Source organism: Rhodococcus sp. 05-340-2 (assembly GCF_002258915.1).
In the GTDB taxonomy this organism is placed as follows: domain Bacteria; phylum Actinomycetota; class Actinomycetes; order Mycobacteriales; family Mycobacteriaceae; genus Rhodococcoides.
In genome coordinates this window covers 20,437-41,303 of the sequence record NZ_NOYU01000004.1, presented here as the reverse complement: position 1 = coordinate 41,303, position 20,867 = coordinate 20,437, and the positions used below count along the sequence as shown (strand labels likewise).

General features: G+C 63.7%; 17 protein-coding genes and 2 rRNA genes. All 19 read left to right on the top strand.

All coding sequences use genetic code 11. The features are described 5' to 3' along the window. The first annotated feature begins 46 nt into the window (after positions 1-46). The 19 genes from CH271_RS00620 (at position 47) to der (ending at position 20,856) form a co-directional block, all read left to right on the top strand. Positions 47-3,201 (top strand): 23S ribosomal RNA (locus CH271_RS00620). Positions 3,202-3,359: 158 nt separating this feature from the next. Then, positions 3,360-3,476: ribosomal RNA gene (rrf, locus tag CH271_RS00615) — 5S ribosomal RNA — on the top strand. Between the two features lie 72 nt (positions 3,477-3,548). Further along, on the top strand, positions 3,549-4,430 hold the full coding sequence (locus CH271_RS29075) for a tetratricopeptide repeat protein (protein ID WP_082323568.1): 882 nt from the start codon (positions 3,549-3,551) through the stop codon (positions 4,428-4,430). Beyond that, entirely contained in the window at positions 4,427-5,416 is a 990-nt protein-coding gene (locus CH271_RS29070) for an HAD-IIA family hydrolase (RefSeq protein ID WP_094632053.1), read from the top strand. Before CH271_RS29075 ends, CH271_RS29070 begins: the two co-directional genes overlap by 4 nt. A gap of 74 nt (positions 5,417-5,490) precedes the next feature. Further along, the gene (locus CH271_RS00600) at positions 5,491-5,733 is read left to right on the top strand and encodes a hypothetical protein (RefSeq protein ID WP_094632051.1); all 243 of its coding nucleotides are present in this window, start codon (positions 5,491-5,493) and stop codon (positions 5,731-5,733) included. Between the two features lies 1 nt (position 5,734). Beyond that, positions 5,735-6,556: a TlyA family RNA methyltransferase gene (locus tag CH271_RS00595; RefSeq protein WP_094632049.1), complete on the top strand. Its 822-nt coding sequence runs from the start codon at positions 5,735-5,737 to the stop codon at positions 6,554-6,556. Beyond that, the gene (locus CH271_RS00590) at positions 6,553-7,518 is read left to right on the top strand and encodes an NAD kinase (RefSeq protein ID WP_037189195.1); all 966 of its coding nucleotides are present in this window, start codon (positions 6,553-6,555) and stop codon (positions 7,516-7,518) included. Before CH271_RS00595 ends, CH271_RS00590 begins: the two co-directional genes overlap by 4 nt. A 2-nt stretch (positions 7,519-7,520) precedes the next feature. Then, a complete protein-coding gene (gene recN / locus CH271_RS00585; RefSeq protein WP_179274799.1) occupies positions 7,521-9,290 on the top strand; it encodes a DNA repair protein RecN in 1,770 nt (589 codons plus the stop codon). Positions 9,291-9,374: 84 nt separating this feature from the next. Continuing rightward, on the top strand, positions 9,375-10,559 hold the full coding sequence (gene steA, locus CH271_RS00580) for a putative cytokinetic ring protein SteA (protein WP_037189196.1): 1,185 nt from the start codon (positions 9,375-9,377) through the stop codon (positions 10,557-10,559). Further along, positions 10,556-11,503 (top strand): copper transporter, encoded by a 948-nt coding sequence (locus CH271_RS00575; protein WP_094632063.1) that lies wholly within the window; start codon positions 10,556-10,558, stop codon positions 11,501-11,503. The genes steA and CH271_RS00575 overlap by 4 nt, the downstream gene beginning before the upstream one ends. 150 nt (positions 11,504-11,653) lie before the next feature. Next, a complete protein-coding gene (locus CH271_RS00570; RefSeq protein ID WP_094632045.1) occupies positions 11,654-13,384 on the top strand; it encodes a CTP synthase in 1,731 nt (576 codons plus the stop codon). Continuing rightward, a complete protein-coding gene (locus CH271_RS00565; RefSeq protein ID WP_094632043.1) occupies positions 13,381-14,013 on the top strand; it encodes an NUDIX domain-containing protein in 633 nt (210 codons plus the stop codon). The genes CH271_RS00570 and CH271_RS00565 overlap by 4 nt, the downstream gene beginning before the upstream one ends. 5 nt (positions 14,014-14,018) lie before the next feature. Further along, the gene (gene xerD, locus CH271_RS00560) at positions 14,019-14,933 is read left to right on the top strand and encodes a site-specific tyrosine recombinase XerD (protein ID WP_094632041.1); all 915 of its coding nucleotides are present in this window, start codon (positions 14,019-14,021) and stop codon (positions 14,931-14,933) included. A gap of 110 nt (positions 14,934-15,043) precedes the next feature. Beyond that, positions 15,044-16,006 (top strand): ParA family protein, encoded by a 963-nt coding sequence (locus tag CH271_RS00555; protein WP_037189200.1) that lies wholly within the window; start codon positions 15,044-15,046, stop codon positions 16,004-16,006. Continuing rightward, on the top strand, positions 16,003-16,839 hold the full coding sequence (locus CH271_RS00550; protein ID WP_094612200.1) for a segregation and condensation protein A: 837 nt from the start codon (positions 16,003-16,005) through the stop codon (positions 16,837-16,839). Before CH271_RS00555 ends, CH271_RS00550 begins: the two co-directional genes overlap by 4 nt. Next, a complete protein-coding gene (scpB, locus tag CH271_RS00545) occupies positions 16,836-17,519 on the top strand; it encodes an SMC-Scp complex subunit ScpB (RefSeq protein ID WP_037189202.1) in 684 nt (227 codons plus the stop codon). The genes CH271_RS00550 and scpB overlap by 4 nt, the downstream gene beginning before the upstream one ends. Before the next feature lie 12 nt (positions 17,520-17,531). Then, the gene (locus CH271_RS00540; protein WP_094632039.1) at positions 17,532-18,728 is read left to right on the top strand and encodes a pseudouridine synthase; all 1,197 of its coding nucleotides are present in this window, start codon (positions 17,532-17,534) and stop codon (positions 18,726-18,728) included. After that, positions 18,728-19,411: a (d)CMP kinase gene (cmk, locus tag CH271_RS00535; protein ID WP_037189203.1), complete on the top strand. Its 684-nt coding sequence runs from the start codon at positions 18,728-18,730 to the stop codon at positions 19,409-19,411. Before CH271_RS00540 ends, cmk begins: the two co-directional genes overlap by 1 nt. Beyond that, positions 19,408-20,856, top strand: a complete 1,449-nt coding sequence (der, locus tag CH271_RS00530) for a ribosome biogenesis GTPase Der (protein WP_037189204.1) — start codon at positions 19,408-19,410, stop codon at positions 20,854-20,856. The genes cmk and der overlap by 4 nt, the downstream gene beginning before the upstream one ends. The last annotated feature ends 11 nt before the right edge of the window (positions 20,857-20,867 follow it).

Below are 20,867 nucleotides of genomic sequence, written 5' to 3'. Positions count from 1 at the left end.
GTGTGTGTGTTGTTTGAGAATTGCACAGTGGACGCGAGCATCTTTGTTGTAAGTAATGAAGAGCGTACGGTGGATGCCTTGGCACCAGGAGCCGATGAAGGACGTAGGAGGCTGCGATAAGCCTCGGGGAGCTGTCAACCGAGCTGTGATCCGAGGGTGTCCGAATGGGGAAACCCAGCACGAGTGATGTCGTGTTACCTGCACCTGAATATATAGGGTGTGTGGAGGGAACGTGGGGAAGTGAAACATCTCAGTACCCACAGGAAGAGAAAACAATAGTGATTCCGTGAGTAGTGGCGAGCGAAAGCGGATGAGGCCAAACTTTGTGCGTGTGATACCCGGCAGGGGTTGCGTATGGAGGGTTGTGGGGTTTGCATTGTCGATTCTGCCGGATCGGCCGACAGTGAGAAATTGTGGTGTTAGTCGAAGTGGTCTGGAACGGCCTGTCGTAGAGGGTGAGAGTCCCGTAGACGAAAACATTGCAACTGTCGTTGTGGATACCCAAGTAGCAGCGGGCCCGTGAAATCTGCTGTGAATCTGTCGGGACCACCCGATAAGCCTGAATACTCCCTGGTGACCGATAGCGGACTAGTACCGTGAGGGAAAGGTGAAAAGTACCCCGGGAGGGGAGTGAAATAGTACCTGAAACCGTGCGCTTACAATCCGTCAAAGCTGGTGAACAGTTTACTGTTGCTGGTGATGGCGTGCCTTTTGAAGAATGAGCCTGCGAGTTAGTGGCATGTCGCGAGGTTAACCCGTGTGGGGTAGCCGTAGCGAAAGCGAGTCCGAATAGGGCGTATCCACCTTGTGTGGTGTAGTGGCGTGTTCTAGACCCGAAGCGGAGTGATCTACCCATGGCCAGGTTGAAGCGACGGTAAGACGTCGTGGAGGACCGAACCCACTTAGGTTGAAAACTGAGGGGATGAGTTGTGGGTAGGGGTGAAAGGCCAATCAAACTCCGTGATAGCTGGTTCTCCCCGAAATGCATTTAGGTGCAGCGTCACGTGTTTCTCACCGGAGGTAGAGCTACTGGATGGTCTAGGGGGCCTACAAGCTTACCGAAATCAGCCAAACTCCGAATGCCGGTGAGTGAGAGCGTGGCAGTGAGACTGCGGGCGATAAGGTTCGTAGTCGAGAGGGAAACAGCCCAGATCGCCAGCTAAGGTCCCTAAGCGTGTACTAAGTGGAAAAGGATGTGGGGTCGCGAAGACAACCAGGAGGTTGGCTTAGAAGCAGCCACCCTTGAAAGAGTGCGTAATAGCTCACTGGTCAAGTGATCCTGCGCCGACAATGTAGCGGGGCTCAAGTACACCACCGAAGCTGCGGCACTCACACAATAGCCCGCTGTTCTCTTGCGAGGGTTCAGCCAGGTGTGTGGGTGGGTAGGGGAGCGTCGTGCAGCCATGGAAGCATCGGAGTGATCCAGGTGTGGAGGCTGCGCGAGTGAGAATGCAGGCATGAGTAGCGAAAGACGAGTGAGAAACTCGTCCGCCGAATGACCAAGGGTTCCTGGGCCAGGTTAATCCGCCCAGGGTGAGTCGGGACCTAAGACGAGGCCGACAGGCGTAGCCGATGGACAACGGGTTGATATTCCCGTACCCGTGTAACCGCGCCCATGGTGAATCAGTGACACTAACCACCCTGAATCTCGCTTACTTCACACCTTCGGGTGTGCGGGGGCGGGTGGATGCGTGGGACCTGATCTGGTAGTAGCCAAGCGATGGGGTGACGCAGGAAGGTAGCTGGGCCAGTCAGTGGTTGTACTGGTGTAAGCCTGTAGGGCGAACGGTAGGCAAATCCGCCGTTCATGAAGCCTGAGAGGTGATGCGTAGCCGATTGAGGCGAATTCAGTGATCCTATGCTGCCGAGAAAAGCCTCTAGTGAGTTGTTACACGGCCCGTACCCCAAACCGACACAGGTGGTCAGGTAGAGAATACTAAGGCGATCGAGATAACTATGGTTAAGGAACTCGGCAAAATGCCCCCGTAACTTCGGGAGAAGGGGGGCCCTGTCCGGTGACGGAATTTACTTCCTGAGCTGGGTGGGGCCGCAGAGACCAGTGAGAAGCGACTGTTTACTAAAAACACAGGTCCGTGCGAAGTCGTAAGACGATGTATACGGACTGACGCCTGCCCGGTGCTGGAAGGTTAAGAGGACCGGTTAGCCAGTAATGGCGAAGCTGAGAATTTAAGCCCCAGTAAACGGCGGTGGTAACTATAACCATCCTAAGGTAGCGAAATTCCTTGTCGGGTAAGTTCCGACCTGCACGAATGGCGTAACGACTTCTCAGCTGTCTCAACCATAGACTCGGCGAAATTGCATTACGAGTAAAGATGCTCGTTACGCGCGGCAGGACGAAAAGACCCCGGGACCTTCACTACAGCTTGGTATTGGTGTTCGGTTCGGTTTGTGTAGGATAGGTGGGAGACTGTGAAGCGGTGACGCCAGTTACTGTGGAGTCGTTGTTGAAATACCACTCTGATCGTATTGGATACCTCAACCTCGGACCATGATCTGGTTCAGGGACAGTGCCTGGTGGGTAGTTTAACTGGGGCGGTTGCCTCCTAAAATGTAACGGAGGCGCCCAAAGGTTCCCTCAGCCTGGTTGGCAATCAGGTGTCGAGTGCAAGTGCACAAGGGAGCTTGACTGTGAGACTGACAAGTCGAGCAGGGACGAAAGTCGGGACTAGTGATCCGGCACCGGCAAGTGGAAGCGGTGTCGCTCAACGGATAAAAGGTACCCCGGGGATAACAGGCTGATCTTCCCCAAGAGTCCATATCGACGGGATGGTTTGGCACCTCGATGTCGGCTCGTCGCATCCTGGGGCTGGAGTAGGTCCCAAGGGTTGGGCTGTTCGCCCATTAAAGCGGCACGCGAGCTGGGTTTAGAACGTCGTGAGACAGTTCGGTCTCTATCCGCCGCGCGCGTAAGAAACTTGAGGAAGGCTGTCCCTAGTACGAGAGGACCGGGACGGACGAACCTCTGGTGTGCCAGTTGTTCCACCAGGAGCACCGCTGGTTGGCTACGTTCGGAAGGGATAACCGCTGAAAGCATCTAAGCGGGAAGCCTGTTCCAAGATGAGGTTTCTCACCCCCTCGAGGGGGTAAGGCCCCCGGCAGACCACCGGGTTGATAGGCCAGAACTGGAAGTCGGGTAACCGATGCAGGTGACTGGTACTAATAGGCCGAGGACTTACCACAAAGAAGCTACGCGTCCACTGTGCAATATCTGAAACAACACACGAGTTGTTCAGTTACACAATCGAATACAGGTCCAAGAACGAAACACGACCCCCGACAGTACATGTGGGGAATGTGTTCTCCGACTGAGACCGCTCGTGATATCTGTTTCGCAGAGTTACGGCGGCCATAGCGGAGGGGAAACGCCCGGTCCCATTCCGAACCCGGAAGCTAAGCCCTCCAGCGCCGATGGTACTGCACTCGACAGGGTGTGGGAGAGTAGGACACCGCCGAACACCCGTTGTAAGAAGGGGACCCACTTGGTGGGTCCCCTTTTTGCGTTTGTACCGAAATCCGAAAGGACGCCCGTGTCGGAAGACAACAACGATCGTCGCCCCTCCCGAGGGGACGGCGGCAACCGCCCGAGCGAGTCCCGAGACCGCAACCCCCGTGCTCAGGACCGCCGCGGAGACCCGCGTCGTTCGGACGGTCCGCCCCGCAGGCGTGGCGGTGAGGGTGGGTTCTCCGGCGATCGCCGCGGAAACAGCGCGCCGTCCGACCGTCGACCGCCGCGTCCCGATGAGCCGGATCTACCCGACGAGGTCGAAGCAGGACAGCTCGAACCAGCAGTGCGTCGAGATCTGTTGAGCTTGGACAAGAACAACGCAACTGCCGTCGCACGTCACCTCGTGATGACCAGCAGGCTGCTCGACGACGATCCGCAGTTGGCGCTGCTGCACGCGCGCGCGGCTCGTCAGCGCGCCGGCCGCATTGCCGTGGTCCGTGAGACCGCAGGTATCGCGGCTTACCACGCCGGTGAGTGGGCCGAAGCACTGTCCGAGCTTCGCGCCGCCCGACGGATGGCAGGCGGACCGGGCCTCATCGCGGTGATGGCCGACTGCGAGCGCGGACTCGGACGTCCCGAGCGCGCTATCGAACTCGGTCGCAGCGACGAGGCTCGCGAGTTGACCGGCGAGGAAGCGTCGGAGCTACGGATCGTCGTGGCAGGTGCCCGAATGGATCTGAACCAGTACGACCAAGCCGTGGTCACGCTCCAGACCCCTGATCTCGACGCGTCGCGCTCCGGCACTGCTGCTGCTCGGCTCTTCTACGTCTACGCAGATGCGCTGGTTGCGGCGGGTCGCGTCGACGAAGGTGTGAAGTGGTTCCTCAATGCCGCTGCAGCCGACGTCGATGGTGAGACCGACGCAGAAGAGCGGGTCGAGGAGCTGTCCGGAGGCGGTCAGTGACGGTGCTGCGTGATCTCCACGATGTTCTGCTGCTCGATCTCGACGGCACCGTCTATGCCGGCAAGGACCCCATTCCCGGTGCAGTGGAAGCACTGTCGGGTGGTACGGAGAAGCAGTACTTCGTCACCAACAATGCCAGTCGAGCCCCCGAGGACGTTGCCGAACATCTGCGTGGTCTCGGGTTCGACACCACAGCAGAGTTCGTCGTCACCAGTTCCGAGGCCGGCGCCCGCGTGTTGGCGGGCAAGTTGGACCAAGGTTCCCGCGTGCTCGTCGTCGGCACCGACGCATTGGCGAACGAGATTACCAAGGTAGGACTGGTGCCGGTCCGCTCTGCCGACGACGATCCGGTTGCAGTGGTGCAGGGTCACTCGGTCGATACAGGCTGGAAGATGCTGGCCGAGGCAGTCCTCGCCATTCGTGCGGGTGCGCTGTGGGTGGCCACGAACATCGATGCCACCCTGCCGACCGAGCGAGGACTCGTTCTGGGCAACGGCTCGATGGTCGCAGCGGTGCGCAACGCCACCGAGATCGAGCCGATCGTGGCGGGCAAGCCGGCCGCCCCGATCATGCACGACGCCATCGAGCGCAGCGGAGCACGCTCGGCACTGGTCGTCGGAGACAGACTCGACACCGACATCGCTGGAGCGAACGAAATCGACCTCCCGTCGCTGCTGGTTCTGACCGGCGTCAGTACCGCTGCCGAGTTGTTGCGTGCTCCTCGGCATCTGCGGCCCACTCATATCGGCGCCGATCTCGGAGTCCTGAACGAAGACGAGACGGCGTCGAGGGTCGGTAGCAAGACCGGTTGGACGGTCGGCATCGAGAACGAGGTGCTTTCGGTGCAGTACAGCGGAGACGGTGCGCCGGATGCGTTCGAGGGTGCGCTCGCCACACTGCACGTCGCCTGGTCCGGCTCGGCCTTCTCGGACGTTCGCTTCGAGGGTGATCGGCTCGGCGATCTGCGTTCGCTGCTCGGGTGCTGACACAGCATTCGACAGCACCGTTCGGAGAGCCGCGATCGGGCGTTCGTCGGACCCATCCGATAGCGTGAGAGGCGATGAGCGCGTCTATTCCACTACCAGGACAGCACCGGCCGAGCGGTGCCGGCGATGAGTCGTCGGCTGATCCGGACACTGTTCGCACCGAAGTGTCCTCGCTGCTGAATCAGCTCACCATCGAGTCGACGGACGATGGGGAATCCGAGGCTGTGGACTCCGACGCCCTTGCGCGCGACGCGAGTCTGCTCGACCGCGCGCACGAGGTACTCGTGCGCGCCCTGACCACCGTCGACAAGACCTGACGTGGCTCGTCGCGCACGTGTCGACGCCGAGCTGGTTCGTCGTGGACTCGCCCGATCTCGCGAGCACGCTTCCGAGTTGATCGAAGCAGGCCGGGTGAAGATCGCAGGGACCGTGGCCTCGAAGCCCGCGACCGCGGTGGAGCCGGGCACACCGCTTCTGGTGGCCGACGAGGACAACGAGGTCTCGTGGGCCTCCCGCGGTGCCCACAAGTTGCTCGGTGCCCTCGACGCATTCGAGCCGCTGGGTCTGACCGTCGAGCAGGCTCGTTGTCTGGACGCCGGTGCATCCACCGGAGGGTTCACCGACGTTCTACTGAGTCGAGGCGTGCGTGAAGTGGTTGCCGTCGACGTGGGTTACGGGCAGCTGGTGTGGCGCCTGCAATCCGACGACCGCGTTCATGTCATCGACCGCACCAACGTTCGGTCGATCGACGCCGAGACGATCGGCGGACCGGTGGACGTGATCGTCGCAGATCTGTCGTTCATCTCGTTGAAGCTCGTTCTTCCCGCATTCGTTGCATGCGCGAAGCCGGGTACCGACATGGTGTTGATGGTCAAGCCGCAGTTCGAGGTCGGCAAGGATCGCGTGGGTTCCGGTGGTGTGGTGCGAGATCCCGCGCTGAGAGCCGAGGCCGTCGAGGATGTGGCCAATGCGGCCGTCGCGTCGAATCTCACGGTGCAGGCGGTAGCGGCAAGCCCACTGCCGGGGCCGTCGGGCAATGTCGAGTACTTTTTGTGGCTGAGGGCAGGTGCAGGCGAGGATTCGCCACGCGCCGACATCACGGAACTCGTCCGGCTCGCGATCGAGGAAGGACCACAGTGACTCCGTCCCACGCAGCACCGGAACGGGAGTCGACTCGAGAAATTCTTCTCGTCGCCCATCCTGGTCGACCGGACATCGCCGAAACCGCGCGTCGCGTGGGCAAGGTGTTCGACGAAGCGGGCATCTGCCTTCGCGTTCTCGTGGACGAGGTCGAGCCGTCGAAGATCGAAGCCTCCGATACGGAGGAACACGACCATGTGTTCGTCGCGGACATGAAGCTCAACGTCGTCGAGTTCGGACCGGACGCAGCCGCCGGCTGCGAGATGGTCCTCGTGCTCGGCGGTGACGGGACCTTTCTGCGCGCAGCCGAACTCGCGCAAGCGGCCTCGATTCCGGTGCTCGGCATCAACCTCGGGCACGTCGGATTCCTGGCCGAGGCCGAAGCAGACCATCTCGAAGGTGCCCTGGCCCGCGTCATCGCCGGGGACTACCGCATCGAGCAACGCATGACATTGGACATTGCGATTCGCGTCGGTGACCAGGTGGTCGATCGTGGCTGGGCATTGAACGAAGCCAGCATCGAGAACGGGTCGAGGCTCGGTGTGCTCGAGGTCGTACTCGAAGTCGACGGACGACCGGTGTCCGCATTCGGGTGCGACGGCGTCCTCATCTCCACACCGACGGGCTCGACGGCCTACGCGTTCTCGGCCGGTGGGCCTGTGGTCTGGCCGGAACTCGAAGCGATATTGGTCATTCCGAGCAACGCACACGCGTTGTTCGCGCGGCCGCTCGTCACCAGCCCCGAGTCGATCATCGCGGTCGAAATCGATGCCGGCGGACACGCAGGATTCGTATTCTGCGACGGCAGGCGCACATTGAGCCTGCCGGCCGGTGCTCGCGTCGAGGTGGTGCGGGGAGCGTCACCGATCAAATGGGTTCGACTCGATTCGGCACCGTTCGCCGATCGCATGGTCAAGAAATTCGAACTGCCCGTGACCGGGTGGCGGGGGAGAGCGAGGTAGGGATGCTCGAAGAGATTCGGATCGACAGCCTCGGAGTCATTTCCGGTGCCAACGCACAATTTCACGAGGGGCTGACCGTACTCACCGGCGAAACGGGTGCCGGTAAAACCATGGTGGTCACCAGTCTGCACCTGTTGTCGGGTGCCCGCGCCGACGCAGGCCGGGTTCGGCTCGGCGCGCAGCGTGCCGTGGTGGAGGGGCGATTCAGCACCGACACCGCGTCGGAGCAGGTGATCGACGACGTCGACAAGGTGCTCGAGTCCTCGGGCGGTCAACGGGACGAGGACAATTCGATCATCGCCGTGCGAACCGTCAACTCGGACGGTCGTTCTCGTGCGCACCTCGGTGGGCGCAGTGTCCCCGCATCGGTGCTGTCGAACTTCACCGACTCGTTGCTGACGGTCCATGGTCAGAACGATCAGCTGCGTCTGCTGCGTCCCGATCAGCAACTCGGCGCGCTGGACAGATTCGCGGGGGATGCGGTGGCGTCCCTGGTTTCGAAGTACCGCACCGCGCGCAAGACGTGGCTCGACGCGCGCAACGAGCTGATCGACCGCACCGAACGCAGCCGCGAGTTGGCGCAGGAAGCCGATCGGCTGCAGTTCGGCCTGCAGGAGATCGACTCTCTGGCACCGGAGCCGGGTGAGGATCGCTCCGTGGCCGAGGATGTGCGTCGGCTGGGCGATCTCGATTCGCTGCGCGAGACCGCGGAAGGTGCTTCGGCAGCACTCGTCGGGAGTACCGAGGAGGCGTCGGACACGGCGTCCGCGCTGTATCTGCTGGGCGAGGCTCGCTCTCGCCTCGAACATGCCGAGGACGCAGCACTGACCGAGCTGTTGCCGCGACTGAACGACGCGATGGCGATCGTGGGCGACATCGGGGCAGATCTCACGTCGTACTTGACGGATCTGCCGTCCGATCCGGGTGCCCTCGACACGATCCTGAACCGGCAGGCCGAGCTGAAGTCGTTGACGCGCAAGTACGCCGCCGATGTCGACGGCGTCATCGCCTGGGCGGAAGACGCCCGCGAGCGGCTCTCGCACATCGACACCTCGGCCGATGCGCTCGCCGAGTTGAGCGCCAAGGTCGACGCGGCTGCGATCGACGTCGCGGCGGCTGCGTCGAAGCTCAGTGCGGCTCGCGCGAAGGCCGCCGTGAAGCTCTCGAAGGCGGTCAGCGTCGAACTGGCGGGCTTGGCGATGGGAAAAGCCAAGCTGCAGATCGATGTTCGCGCACTTCCCGCCGGGCCGTCCGACACTGCCCCGATCGTCGTCGACGGCGCCGAACTGCATGCGGGTAGCAGCGGCGTCGACGAGGTCGAGTTTCGTCTGTCCGCGCACGACGGTGCCCAGGCTCTTCCGATCAGCAAGAGTGCGTCGGGCGGTGAGCTGTCGCGGGTGATGTTGGCACTCGAAGTGGTGCTGGCGGGCTCGGACAAGGGCGCGACGATGGTCTTCGACGAGGTCGACGCCGGAGTGGGTGGTCGCGCGGCCGTCGAGGTCGGGCGTCGACTCGGCCGATTGGCACGCACGCACCAGGTCATCGTGGTCACCCACTTGCCGCAGGTTGCAGCATTCGCCGATACACACCTGGTGGTCGACAAGACCGATGCGAAGAAGGGCGCGGCGAACAGTGGGGTTCGGACGCTGTCTTCGTCGGAACGCGTCGTCGAGCTCGCGAGAATGCTCGCGGGTCTGGACGACACGGAGACCGGTCGCGCGCACGCCGAGGAGCTGCTGGCCACCGCAAATGCGGATCGAGCCGCCTTGTAACTTTTGGTGCTGATGTGATCAGTGTGGTAGTTGTTTCGGCGCGCCTCCGTCGTCGGGCGTGTCGATCGGGTCATCATGGTTCCCATGAAGATGCCGGCTCTGCTGTCACGTAGTCAGGATTCGCTGCCCGGAATCACCGGTATCGCGCGAGTCGATCGCAACACGGCCAAGCTCCTCAAACGGGTCGGCCCCGGTGACATCGTCGTGCTCGACGAGCTCGACCTGGACCGCCTGACCGCCGATGCGCTCGTCGAGGCAGGGGTGCTCGCGGTCGTCAACGCGTCCCCCTCGATCTCCGGGCGCTACCCGAACCTGGGCCCCGAGGCCATCGTGGCCAACGGGATCACCTTGATCGACTCGGCCGGCACCGAGATCTTCAAGAAGATCAAGGACGGCACCAAGATTCGCCTCAACGACGGTGGCGTCTACACCGGCGATCGGCGCCTCGCGAAGGGCGACGAGCAGAGCGAAGCCGAGATCTCGGACAAGATGATCGAGGCCAAGACGGGTCTGGTCGACCATCTGGAAGCGTTCTCGGGCAACACGATCGAGTTCATCCGAACCGAGAGCCCGTTGCTCATCGACGGCGTCGGAGTGCCGGACATCGACATCGACCTCAAGGGTCGTCATGTGGTGATCGTGGCCGACGGTCCCGGGCACGCCGAGGATCTGAAGAACCTCAAGCCGTTCATCAAGGAGTACTCGCCCGTCATCATCGGCGTCGGCGCGGGTGCCGACACCGCGATGAAGGCGGGGCATCGCCCTGATCTCATCGTCGGTGATCCCGAGGACGTCACTGCGCAGACGCTCAAATGCGGTGCCGAGGTGGTGCTTCCGGCAGATTCCGACGGACACGCGCAGGGCCTCGAACGCATTCAGGATCTCGGTATCGGTGCCATGACGTTCCCGGCCACCGGTGCTGCTGCCGATCTCGCGCTGCTGTTGGCCGATCATCACGGGGCCTCACTCATCGTGTCGGTCGGTAGCCCGGCCAGCCTGGACGAGTTCTTCGATCGCGGTCGACGCAACACGAACCCGGCCGCATTCATGACACGTCTGAAGGTCGGGGCCAAGCTGGTCGACGCAAAAGCTGTGGCGACGCTGTATCGCAGCCGTGTGTCCGGCGGTGCGATCGCTCTGTTGATTCTGGCGGCGCTCGTCGCCGTCATCGTGGCGTTGGCCGTGTCCAACATCGGCGGTGAATCGTTGGATTGGGCAATCGATCTGTGGAACCGGTTCGCCCTGTGGTTCCAGGGGTTGCTTTCGTGATTTCGCTTCGCCAACATGCCATTTCGCTGGCGGCGGTTTTCGTGGCACTGGCCATCGGCATCGTGCTCGGTTCGGGTCTGCTCTCGAGCGGACTGGTATCGGGCCTTCGAGACGACAAGACCGGTCTCGAAACTCAGGTGGACGATCTGCAGGCGACCAACAATCAGCTCGGTGAGCAGCTCAACTCGGCCGACGGCTTCGACGCTGCGGTATCGGGCCGGGTTCTACGGGACACGTTGGTCGATCGCAGCGTCGTGGTCATCACCACCCCGGATGCCGACCCCGGCGACGTGGACGGAGTCACGCGGTCGATCGGAGCGTCGGGTGCCACCGTCACCGGCCGGGTGTCGCTGACCGATTCGTTCGTCTCCGCTGCGAACGGGGACGATCTCCGTACGCGCCTGACCAACGTCATTCCGGCCGGCGTGCAGTTGCGCACCGGCGCCGTGGACCAGGGCAGCCTCGCCGGAGACCTGCTCGGTTCGGTGCTGCTGCTCAACGCCGAGACCGCTCAGCCGCAGTCGACTCCCGAGGAGCTCTCACTGGCGCTGGAGACGCTGCGTAGCGGCGGGTTCATCGCCTACGACAACGGTGCCGTCGCGCCCGCTCAATTGGCTGTGGTCGTCACCGGTTCCGGTACCTCGGACGTGGAGGATGGCAATCGCGGTGCCATCGTCGCGCGGTTCGCGGGCGCTCTCGACTCGCGTGGTGCTGGCGCGGTACTGGCCGGCCGCTCCGGCGCTGCAGAGGGCAACGGTTCCATCGCTGTGGTGCGCGCCGATTCGGCGCTGTCGTCCGCTCTCAGCACGGTCGACAACGTCGACCGTGAAGCAGGACGGATCACCACTGTTCTCGCCTTGGCGGAGCAGCTGGACGGGGCGTCGGGCCGCTACGGCACCGGAGCCAACGCGAACGCCGTGACCGTCGGAGCGCCGGCGAGCTGATCGTCGTCGGAACGCGCGTGTCGTTGGCGGTGAGGTAGGTACTGGTGTTACCGTGAAGTCCCGTGGGTAGCAGGCCCAATTTCCACGCTTCACCTCTCTTATCAGCCCCCTGATAGGAGCAAGCCCTGCAGACTCGTCACGGGAGCCTCATTGTCACGCCTTCAGTCGCGTTCCGACACCAAGCACATTTTCGTCAGTGGGGGCGTCGCGTCCTCACTCGGAAAAGGCCTGACGGCATCCAGCCTCGGCCAGCTACTGACCGCACGCGGACTGCGCGTGACCATGCAGAAGCTCGATCCTTACCTCAATGTCGATCCCGGCACGATGAACCCGTTCCAGCACGGTGAGGTCTTCGTCACCGAGGACGGCTCCGAGACCGATCTCGACGTCGGCCACTACGAGCGATTCCTCGACCGTGATCTGTCCGGTTTCGCCAATGTCACCACCGGCCAGGTGTACTCGACGGTCATCGCCAAGGAACGCCGCGGTGAATACCTGGGCGACACCGTTCAGGTCATCCCGCACATCACCGACGAGATCAAGCGTCGCATTCTCGCCATGAACGGCCCGGACCTGCAGGGTCACCAGCCAGACGTCGTGATCACCGAAATCGGCGGCACCGTCGGCGATATCGAGTCGCAGCCGTTCCTCGAAGCAGCGCGTCAGGTGCGCCACGACGTCGGCCGTAACAACGTGTTCTTCCTGCACGTGTCGTTGGTTCCGTTCCTGGCTCCGTCCGGTGAACTCAAGACCAAGCCCACTCAGCACTCCGTCGCAGCACTGCGCAGCATCGGTATCCAGCCCGACGCGTTGATCCTGCGTTGCGATCGCGACGTGCCGCCGGGGCTCAAGAACAAGATCGCGCTCATGTGCGACGTCGACGTCGACGGCTGCATCTCCACGCCCGACGCGCCGTCGATCTACGACATTCCCAAGGTGCTGCACAAGGAAGGCCTGGACGCGTACGTCGTCCGTCAGCTCGGTCTCCCGTTCCGCGATGTGGACTGGACCATCTGGGGTGGACTGCTCGAGCGCGTCCACCAGCCGCGCGAAACCGTGCGCGTCGGCTTGGTCGGCAAGTACGTGGACCTGCCCGACGCGTACCTCTCGGTCACCGAGGCGCTGCGTGCCGGTGGATTCGCCCATCGCGCGAAGGTCGAGATCAAGTGGGTTCCATCCGACGAGTGCTCGACGCCTGCGGGGGCGCAGGCCGCGTTGGGCGATGTCGATGCCGTGCTCATTCCCGGTGGTTTCGGTATCCGCGGCATCGAGGGCAAGCTCGGGGCCATCGAGTTCGCACGTACCCGCAAGATTCCGTTGCTGGGGTTGTGCCTCGGATTGCAGTGTGTGGTCATCGAGGCGGCTCGTTCGGTCGGTCTGACCGATGCCAATTCCGCCGAGTTCGATCCGGACACCAAGGATCCGGTGATCTCCACGATGGCCGATCAGGAAGACGCCGTCGCCGGTGACGCCGATCTCGGCGGCACGATGCGCCTCGGTGCCTACCCGGCCACTCTGCAGAAGGGCTCGGTTGTCGCGGCGTCGTACGGCACCGAGAACGTCTCGGAGCGTCACCGTCACCGCTACGAGGTCAACAACGACTACCGGGACCGAATTGCCAAGAGCGGCTTGGTGTTCAGTGGTACTTCACCGGACGGTCACCTGGTGGAGTTCGTCGAACTGCCCGCGTCGGTTCACCCGTTCTTCGTCGCCACGCAGGCGCATCCGGAACTCAAGAGCCGGCCGACTCGTCCGCATCCGCTGTTCGCGTCGTTGATCAACGCCGCGCTCAAGTACAAGGCTGCCGAGCGTCTGCCGGTCGACATTCACGGTGACACCGTGGCGGCAGAGGAATCGGACGCGGCCGAGACCGTCGGATGAGCGAGCCTCGGCACGAGTTCACCACCCTCGACTCGTCCGTGCCGTATTCCGGCGCGATCCTTGCGCTTCGGCTCGATCAGGTCGCGATGCCGAACGGTCGTCAGGCCGAGCGTGAGGTGATCGAGCATCACGGCGCAGTCGGAATTCTGGCCGTCGACGATCAGGATCGTGTGGTGATGATCGAGCAGTACCGGCACCCCGTCGGTCGTCGACTGTGGGAGTTGCCTGCCGGTCTGCTGGACGAGCCGGGGGAGCAGCCTGTACTGGCGGCTCAGCGTGAGCTCGCCGAGGAAACCGGGCTCGCCGCTCGGACGTGGTCGGTTCTGGTCGATGTGCTGGCCTCGCCCGGGTTCACCGACGAGGCAGTGCGGATCTTCCTGGCTCAGGGCCTGACCGAGGTCGATCGGCCCGAGGCTCACGACGAGGAAGCCGATATCGAGCTTTCGTACGTGCCGGTGGACGAGGCCGTCCGTCGGGCTCTGTCGGGCGAGATCGTCAACGCATCCGCGGTGGCGGGCGTTCTCGCATTAGCCGCGGCGCGCGCTACCGGTACCGAACTGCGCCCCGCCGACTCCCCGTGGCCCGATCTGCCGACAGCATTCGAGAAGCGGAAGAGTTCACGAAAGTAGCCACCGTGATCGGCCAGCAGATTCAGACGTACCTCGACCATCTGGTGGTCGAGCGCGGGTCGGCACCGAACACGGTGTCGTCCTACCGTCGCGATCTGGTGCGTTACGAGCGGTTCCTCAGTGGCTACGGCATCACCGATCTGGTGAAGGTCGCCGAGAACGACATCACCGAGTTCGTGCTCTATCTGCGGCGCGGTGACGACGATTTCCCGGCTCTCGCAGCGAGTTCGGCTGCCCGGACGTTGATCGCGGTGCGGGGTCTGCACCGATTCGCGCTCGCGGAGGGCATGGTCGAGCGCAACGTCGCGAGCGAGGTCAAGCCGCCCCAACCGGCGAAGCGACTACCGAAGTCGCTCCCCGTCGACCAGGTGGTGGCGTTGCTCGAATCGGCGTCGGTTGCCGGTCCCGATGCCCCGCGCGGTCTGCGGGATCGGGCCCTGTTGGAACTGCTGTATTCGACCGGGGCTCGTATTTCCGAGGCAGTGGGGCTCGACGTCGACGACATCGACACCGAGGCCCGCTCGGTGCTGCTACGCGGCAAAGGTGGCAAGCATCGCATCGTCCCGGTCGGGCGGCCCGCGATCGAGGCCGTCGACGCCTACCTGGTGCGCGGCCGGCCGGGGCTGGTCTCGCGCTCCGATCCTGCGCTGTTCCTCAACGTCCGGGGCGGCAGGTTGTCTCGGCAGAGTGCGTGGCAGGTGTTGCAGGATTCTGCCGTGCGGGCCGGGATCACCGCGGGGGTCTCACCGCACGTCCTGCGGCATTCGTTCGCTACTCATCTGCTCGACGGCGGTGCCGATGTCCGCGTCGTGCAGGAGCTGTTGGGGCACGCTTCGGTGACGACGACGCAGATCTACACCCTCGTCACCGTCAACACGCTGCGCGAAGTGTGGGCCGGCGCGCATCCGCGGGCGAGGTAGCACGAGCCCGGCGGCCGTGTGTCAGCGTGTCCGATGACGTTGCCGGCGCACCAAGCGGTAGCGTTTGCCAGATCTACTCGAAGACGAACGGGACAGGGGAGCGCTGGAACGTGTCGACACCGCAGCCGCCAGCGGCGGAGTCAGCTTTGGAACATCCACATCTCGACGGCGCCCTGTTCCAGACGCGTCAACCGGAATCCAGTCGGGAGACACGCGACATCACTCCTGCTCCGAACGAGCTCGGGCCCACGGGTCGTATGACTCGGCCGGTCCCGGATCCGCAGCCGTTGTCCAGTCACGGCCCGGCCAAGATCATTGCGATGTGCAACCAGAAGGGTGGCGTCGGTAAGACGACGTCGACCATCAATCTCGGTGCTTCGTTGGCCGGCTACGGCCGTCGCGTGCTCCTCGTGGACCTCGACCCGCAGGGCGCACTGTCCGCAGGATTGGGCGTCGCACATCACGAGCTCGATCTGACGGTCTACAACCTCCTCGTCGAGGCGAAGGTCTCCGCCGACGACATCATCATGCGCACTCGCGTCGAGAACCTCGATCTGATGCCCAGCAACATCGACCTCTCGGCCGCCGAGATTCAGCTGGTCACCGAGGTGGGCCGCGAGCAGACGCTCGGGCGGGTGCTGCATCCGATTCTCGATCGCTACGACTACGTGCTCATCGATTGCCAGCCGTCCCTCGGTCTGCTGACGGTCAATGCACTCACGTGTGCCGACGAAGTGTTGATCCCGATGGAGTGCGAGTACTTCAGCCTTCGTGGCCTGGCACTGCTCAACGACACCGTCGAGAAGGTGCGCGATCGTCTCAACCCGCGGCTCAAGTTGGCCGGCATCGTGGTGACGATGTTCGACGCCCGCACGCTGCACTCGCGTGAGGTGATGACGCGAGTGGTCGAGGTGTTCGGCGATGTCGTCTACGACACGGTGATCACCCGCACCGTCCGATTCCCGGAAACCAGCGTCGCCGGCGAGCCGATCACCACATGGGCTCCGAAATCCGGCGGCGCGCAGGCGTACCGCGCCCTTGCGCGCGAGGTGATCTACCGGTCGGGTCCGTGACCGTCGACGCCACCGACGAGGCCCCGATCGAGGTTCCCGCCGACGCGGATCCGTCGAAATTTCGGGTGCGTCTGCTCAACTTCGAGGGTCCGTTCGATCTGCTGCTGTCGCTGATCAGTCAGCACCGCATGGACGTCACCGAAGTGGCGTTGCACACCGTCACCGACGATTTCATCTCGTTCACCAAATCACTCGGTGCCGATGTCGGCCTCGATCAGACGACGGAATTCCTCGTCGTCGCCGCGACGCTCCTCGATCTCAAGGCGGCGCGGTTGCTGCCCTCGGGTGATGTGGAGGACGCCGAGGATCTGGCGCTGCTCGAAGTGCGAGATCTACTCTTCGCGCGGTTGCTGCAGTACCGCGCCTACAAGCAGGTCGCTCTGCTGTTCGGTGAGCTGGAAGCTGCTGCGCTGCGGCGTTATCCGCGGTCGGTATCGGTGGAGGACAGATACGCCGATCTGATTCCCGAGGTGCTGCTCGGCGTCGACCCGGCCACGTTCGCCGACATCGCCGCAGCGGCCTTCAGGCCCAAGCCGATTCCCCAGGTGGGACTCGATCACATCCATCAGCACGCGGTCTCGATTCCCGAGCAGGCAGCGTGGTTGCTCGAGAATCTGCAGGGGCGAGGCCTGAACGAGTGGGCGTCGTTCTCGGAGTTGGTGCAGGACTGCGAGGTGCAGGTGGAAATAATCGCTCGATTCCTTGCGTTGCTGGAGCTGTTCCGGCAACAGGTGATCGCGTTCGAGCAGCCCGAGCCGCTCGGCGATCTTCGAGTGAGTTGGACCGGTAAGGACGAAGGACCCATCGTGGTCACGGAAGAGGACTACGCATGAGTGCCGATCCAGAACTCGAGCTCGAGGACGTCGAGGATTCCGAGGAGCTGGACGACACCACTCTCGCGTCGGCTCTGGAAGCTGTGTTGCTGATCGTCGACACTCCCGCGTCGGACGAGCAGCTTGCCTCGGCCGTGGGTGCCTCGGTGGCCCGCGTGCGCGCGGCCTTGACGGCGATGGCCGCCGAACTGACCGAACGAACCAGCGGAATCGATCTTCGCTACGCCGGTGACGGATGGCGTTTCTACACCCGAACCGCCTATGCGCCGTACGTCGAACGGCTGCTTCTGGACGGCGCTCGGTCCAAGCTCACACGCGCGGCATTGGAAACCCTGGCCGTGATCGCATATCGTCAACCGTTGACCCGCGCACGAGTCAGCGCCGTGCGAGGAGTCAACGTCGATGGAGTGATGCGTACGTTGCTCGCCCGTGGACTGATCTCCGAAGCAGGAACCGACCCGGAGACGACCGGCACGATGTACTGCACCACCGAGTTGTTCCTCGAACGGCTCGGACTCGCATCGCTCGGTGATCTACCCGAACTGGCGCCGCTGTTGCCGGGTGTGGACCTGATCGACGAGATCAGTGACAGCATGGACACCGACCCGAGAATGACCCGCTCCACCAAGAACCGCGGATCGAAACCCGATCCGGCAGCCGAGCTCGACTCGGACGACTGATAGGTAAGACAAGTGAACAAGCCCGCTCGCCGTGATGGCACACCGGACCGTAACAAGAGACAAGACCCACGCAGGAAGCCGACCGCAGGTAGGTCGGACACTCCGCGTGACGCGCGCCGCGGAGATCGCACCCGCGACGCAGCGCCCCGTGACGGCGCTCCCCGTACCGGAGCCCCGCGCACCGGAGCCCCCCGCACCGGGGGACCTCGCGCAGGCGCGCCTCGCACCGGAGCTCCTCGCACAGGAGCCCGACCTGCCCCTCGCCGTAGCGTCGAGCAGGACGAATCGACCGATTACACGCCCGTCCAGACCGGTGTCAACGACCGCAGCAACGACGCTGTTCCGCGCAAGAAGCCCTCGCGTCCCAAGCCGCCGAAGCCGCAGAAGAAGCAGGTTCCGTCGACCACGATCAGCAACGCCAAGCCGGCGAAGCATCAGCACACCGATTCCTCACCGCGCAAGCATGTGCCCGCCGGTGAAGGTGTTCGGTTGCAGAAGGTGCTCGCACAGGCCGGCGTCGCATCGCGTCGCGCCGCCGAGGAACTGATCGCCGACGGCCGCGTCGAGGTCGACGGACGCATCGTCACCGAACAGGGCATCCGCATCGATCCCAACATCGCCGTGGTCCGTGTCGACGGCACCCGCGTGGTGGTGAAGGAAGAGCTGGTTCATCTCGCGATGAACAAGCCGCGTGGATGGCAGTGCACGATGTCCGACGATCTGGGACGCCCGTGCGTCGGCGACATCGTCTCCGAGCGGGTCCAGGCGGGTCAGCGACTGTTCCACGTCGGCCGCCTCGATGCCGACACCGAGGGACTGTTGCTCTTCACCAACGACGGTGATCTTGCTCACCGCCTGATGCATCCGTCGTTCGAGGTTTCGAAGACCTACCTCGCGACGTTGTCGGGCACCATTCCCCGCACGCTCGGCAAGCAGCTGCGTGAGGGCGTCACCCTCGACGACGGACCGGTGAAGGTCGACGGCTTCCAGCTGCTCGACATCTCGGACGGCAAGTCGCTCGTCAAGGTGACCCTGCACGAGGGCCGCAAGCACATCGTGCGTCGGTTGTTCGACAAGGTCGGATTCCCGGTCGGACGCCTCGTGCGTACCGATGTCGGCAACATCGTGCTCGGCGATCAGCGTCCGGGAACACTGCGTGTTCTCGGTCGCGGCGAGATCGGCAAGCTCTACGAATCCGTAGGCCTGTGATGAGTGCGCTCGTCGTGGCGATGGACGGTCCTTCGGGCACCGGTAAGTCGTCGGTGTCGCGCAGACTCGCGTCGGCACTGGAAGCGAGCTACCTCGACACCGGCGCGATGTACCGCGTCGCGACGGTATGGGTTCTCCGTTCGGGCGTCGAGCCCACCGATGCGGATGCGGTTGCGAAAGCTGTTGCTGCGCTTCCCCTCGAGATCGGCAAGGACCCACTGTCCGAGACCGTGTTGCTCGACGGTGAGGACGTCAGCGGCGAAATCCGCGGCGACGCAGTCACCAAGGCCGTCTCGGCCGTGTCCGCAGTGCCTGCGGTGCGCGAGTTGTTGGTGCAGATGCAGCGCGATCTCGCGAGCTCGTCGACGCGAATCGTGGTGGAGGGCCGCGACATCGGCACCGTCGTTCTTCCCGAGGCCGACGTGAAGGTGTTCCTGACTGCCTCACCGGAGGCGCGGGCAGAGCGTCGCAACAAACAGAACATCGAACAGGGTCGCGACGACGACTACGAATCCGTGCTCGCGGACGTGCAACGCCGCGATCATGCAGATTCGACGAGAGCAGTGTCACCGCTTCGTCCCGCCGAGGATTCGGTGATCGTCGATACCAGCGAGCTGGATCTCGACGGCGTGATCGAGCGTTTGCTGCTCGTGGTGAACGACAGAAGTGGAGCAGTGCAGTGAGTGAAGAATTCTTCTCCGGCGCAGCGGAAACCGCGGGCGACGGAATATGGAGTGACGAGGGCGAGTGGGAGTACGTCGACCTCAACGAGGGCGAAGACGGCGAAGATGCCGTTGCCGTACCGACTCTCGCCGTCGTAGGGCGTCCGAACGTCGGTAAGTCGACGCTCGTCAACCGCATCATCGGACGACGCGAAGCCGTCGTCGAGGACGTCCCCGGCGTCACCCGCGACCGGGTGTCGTACGAGGCCAACTGGAGTGGTCGGCGCTTCCTGGTGCAGGACACCGGCGGTTGGGAGCCCGACGCCAAGGGTCTGCAGGCATCCGTTGCGCGCCAAGCCGAGTTGGCCATGCACACCGCCGACGCGATCCTGTTGGTCGTCGACGCGCGAGTCGGCTCGACGACGACGGACGAGGCTGTCGCACGAGTGCTGCGTCGGTCGAAGACTCCGGTTCTGTTGGTGGCCAACAAGGTCGACGACGGCCGCACCGAGTCCGAGGTCGCCGCACTGTGGTCGCTGGGTCTGGGGGAGCCGCTGTCGGTCTCGGCCACTCACGGCCGCGGAACGGGTGATCTGCTGGACCGTGTGCTCGAGGCGTTGCCCGAGACTCCGCGCGAAGGGATCCCCGGTGGGGGACCCAGGCGTGTCGCTCTGGTCGGTAAGCCGAACGTGGGCAAGTCCTCGCTGATCAACAAGCTCTCGGGTGACGAGCGCTCGGTGGTGCACGATGTTGCCGGAACCACCGTCGATCCCGTCGACTCGTTGGTCGAATTGGGCGGCAAGACATGGCGATTCGTCGACACCGCCGGGCTGCGCAAGCGCGTCAGTCATGCCAGTGGTGCCGAGTTCTACGCGTCGCTGCGCACCAAGTCCGCGATCGAGGCCGCCGAGGTCGCGATTCTGCTTCTCGATGCCTCCGAGGTGATCTCGGAGCAGGACATGCGCGTGCTCAGCATGGTCGCCGATGCCGGCCGCGCGTTGGTGCTGGCGTTCAACAAGTGGGATCTGGTGGACGACGATCGTCGTCAGCAGCTAGAGAAGGAGATCGATCGCGATCTCGCTCGGGTGCCGTGGGCGCAGCGAGTGAACATCTCGGCTCAGACGGGCCGTGCGGTCCAGAAGCTCGTGCCCGCTCTGGAGACGGCTCTGGAGTCGTGGGACAAGCGCGTACCCACCGGCAGGTTGAACACGTGGCTCAAGGAGGTCGTGGCGGCCACTCCGCCGCCGATGCGAGGTGGACGTCTGCCGCGCATCATGTTCGCGACGCAGGCCAGCACACGGCCGCCGACGTTCGTGCTGTTCACCACCGGCTTCCTCGAGGCCGGCTACCGCCGATTCATCGAGCGGCGTCTGCGTGAGGAGTTCAACTTCGACGGCAGCCCCGTGCGTGTCTCGGTGCGTATCCGCGAGAAGCGGGAACGGCCGGGCAAGGGCAACAACCGCTGATGTGGCCCGAC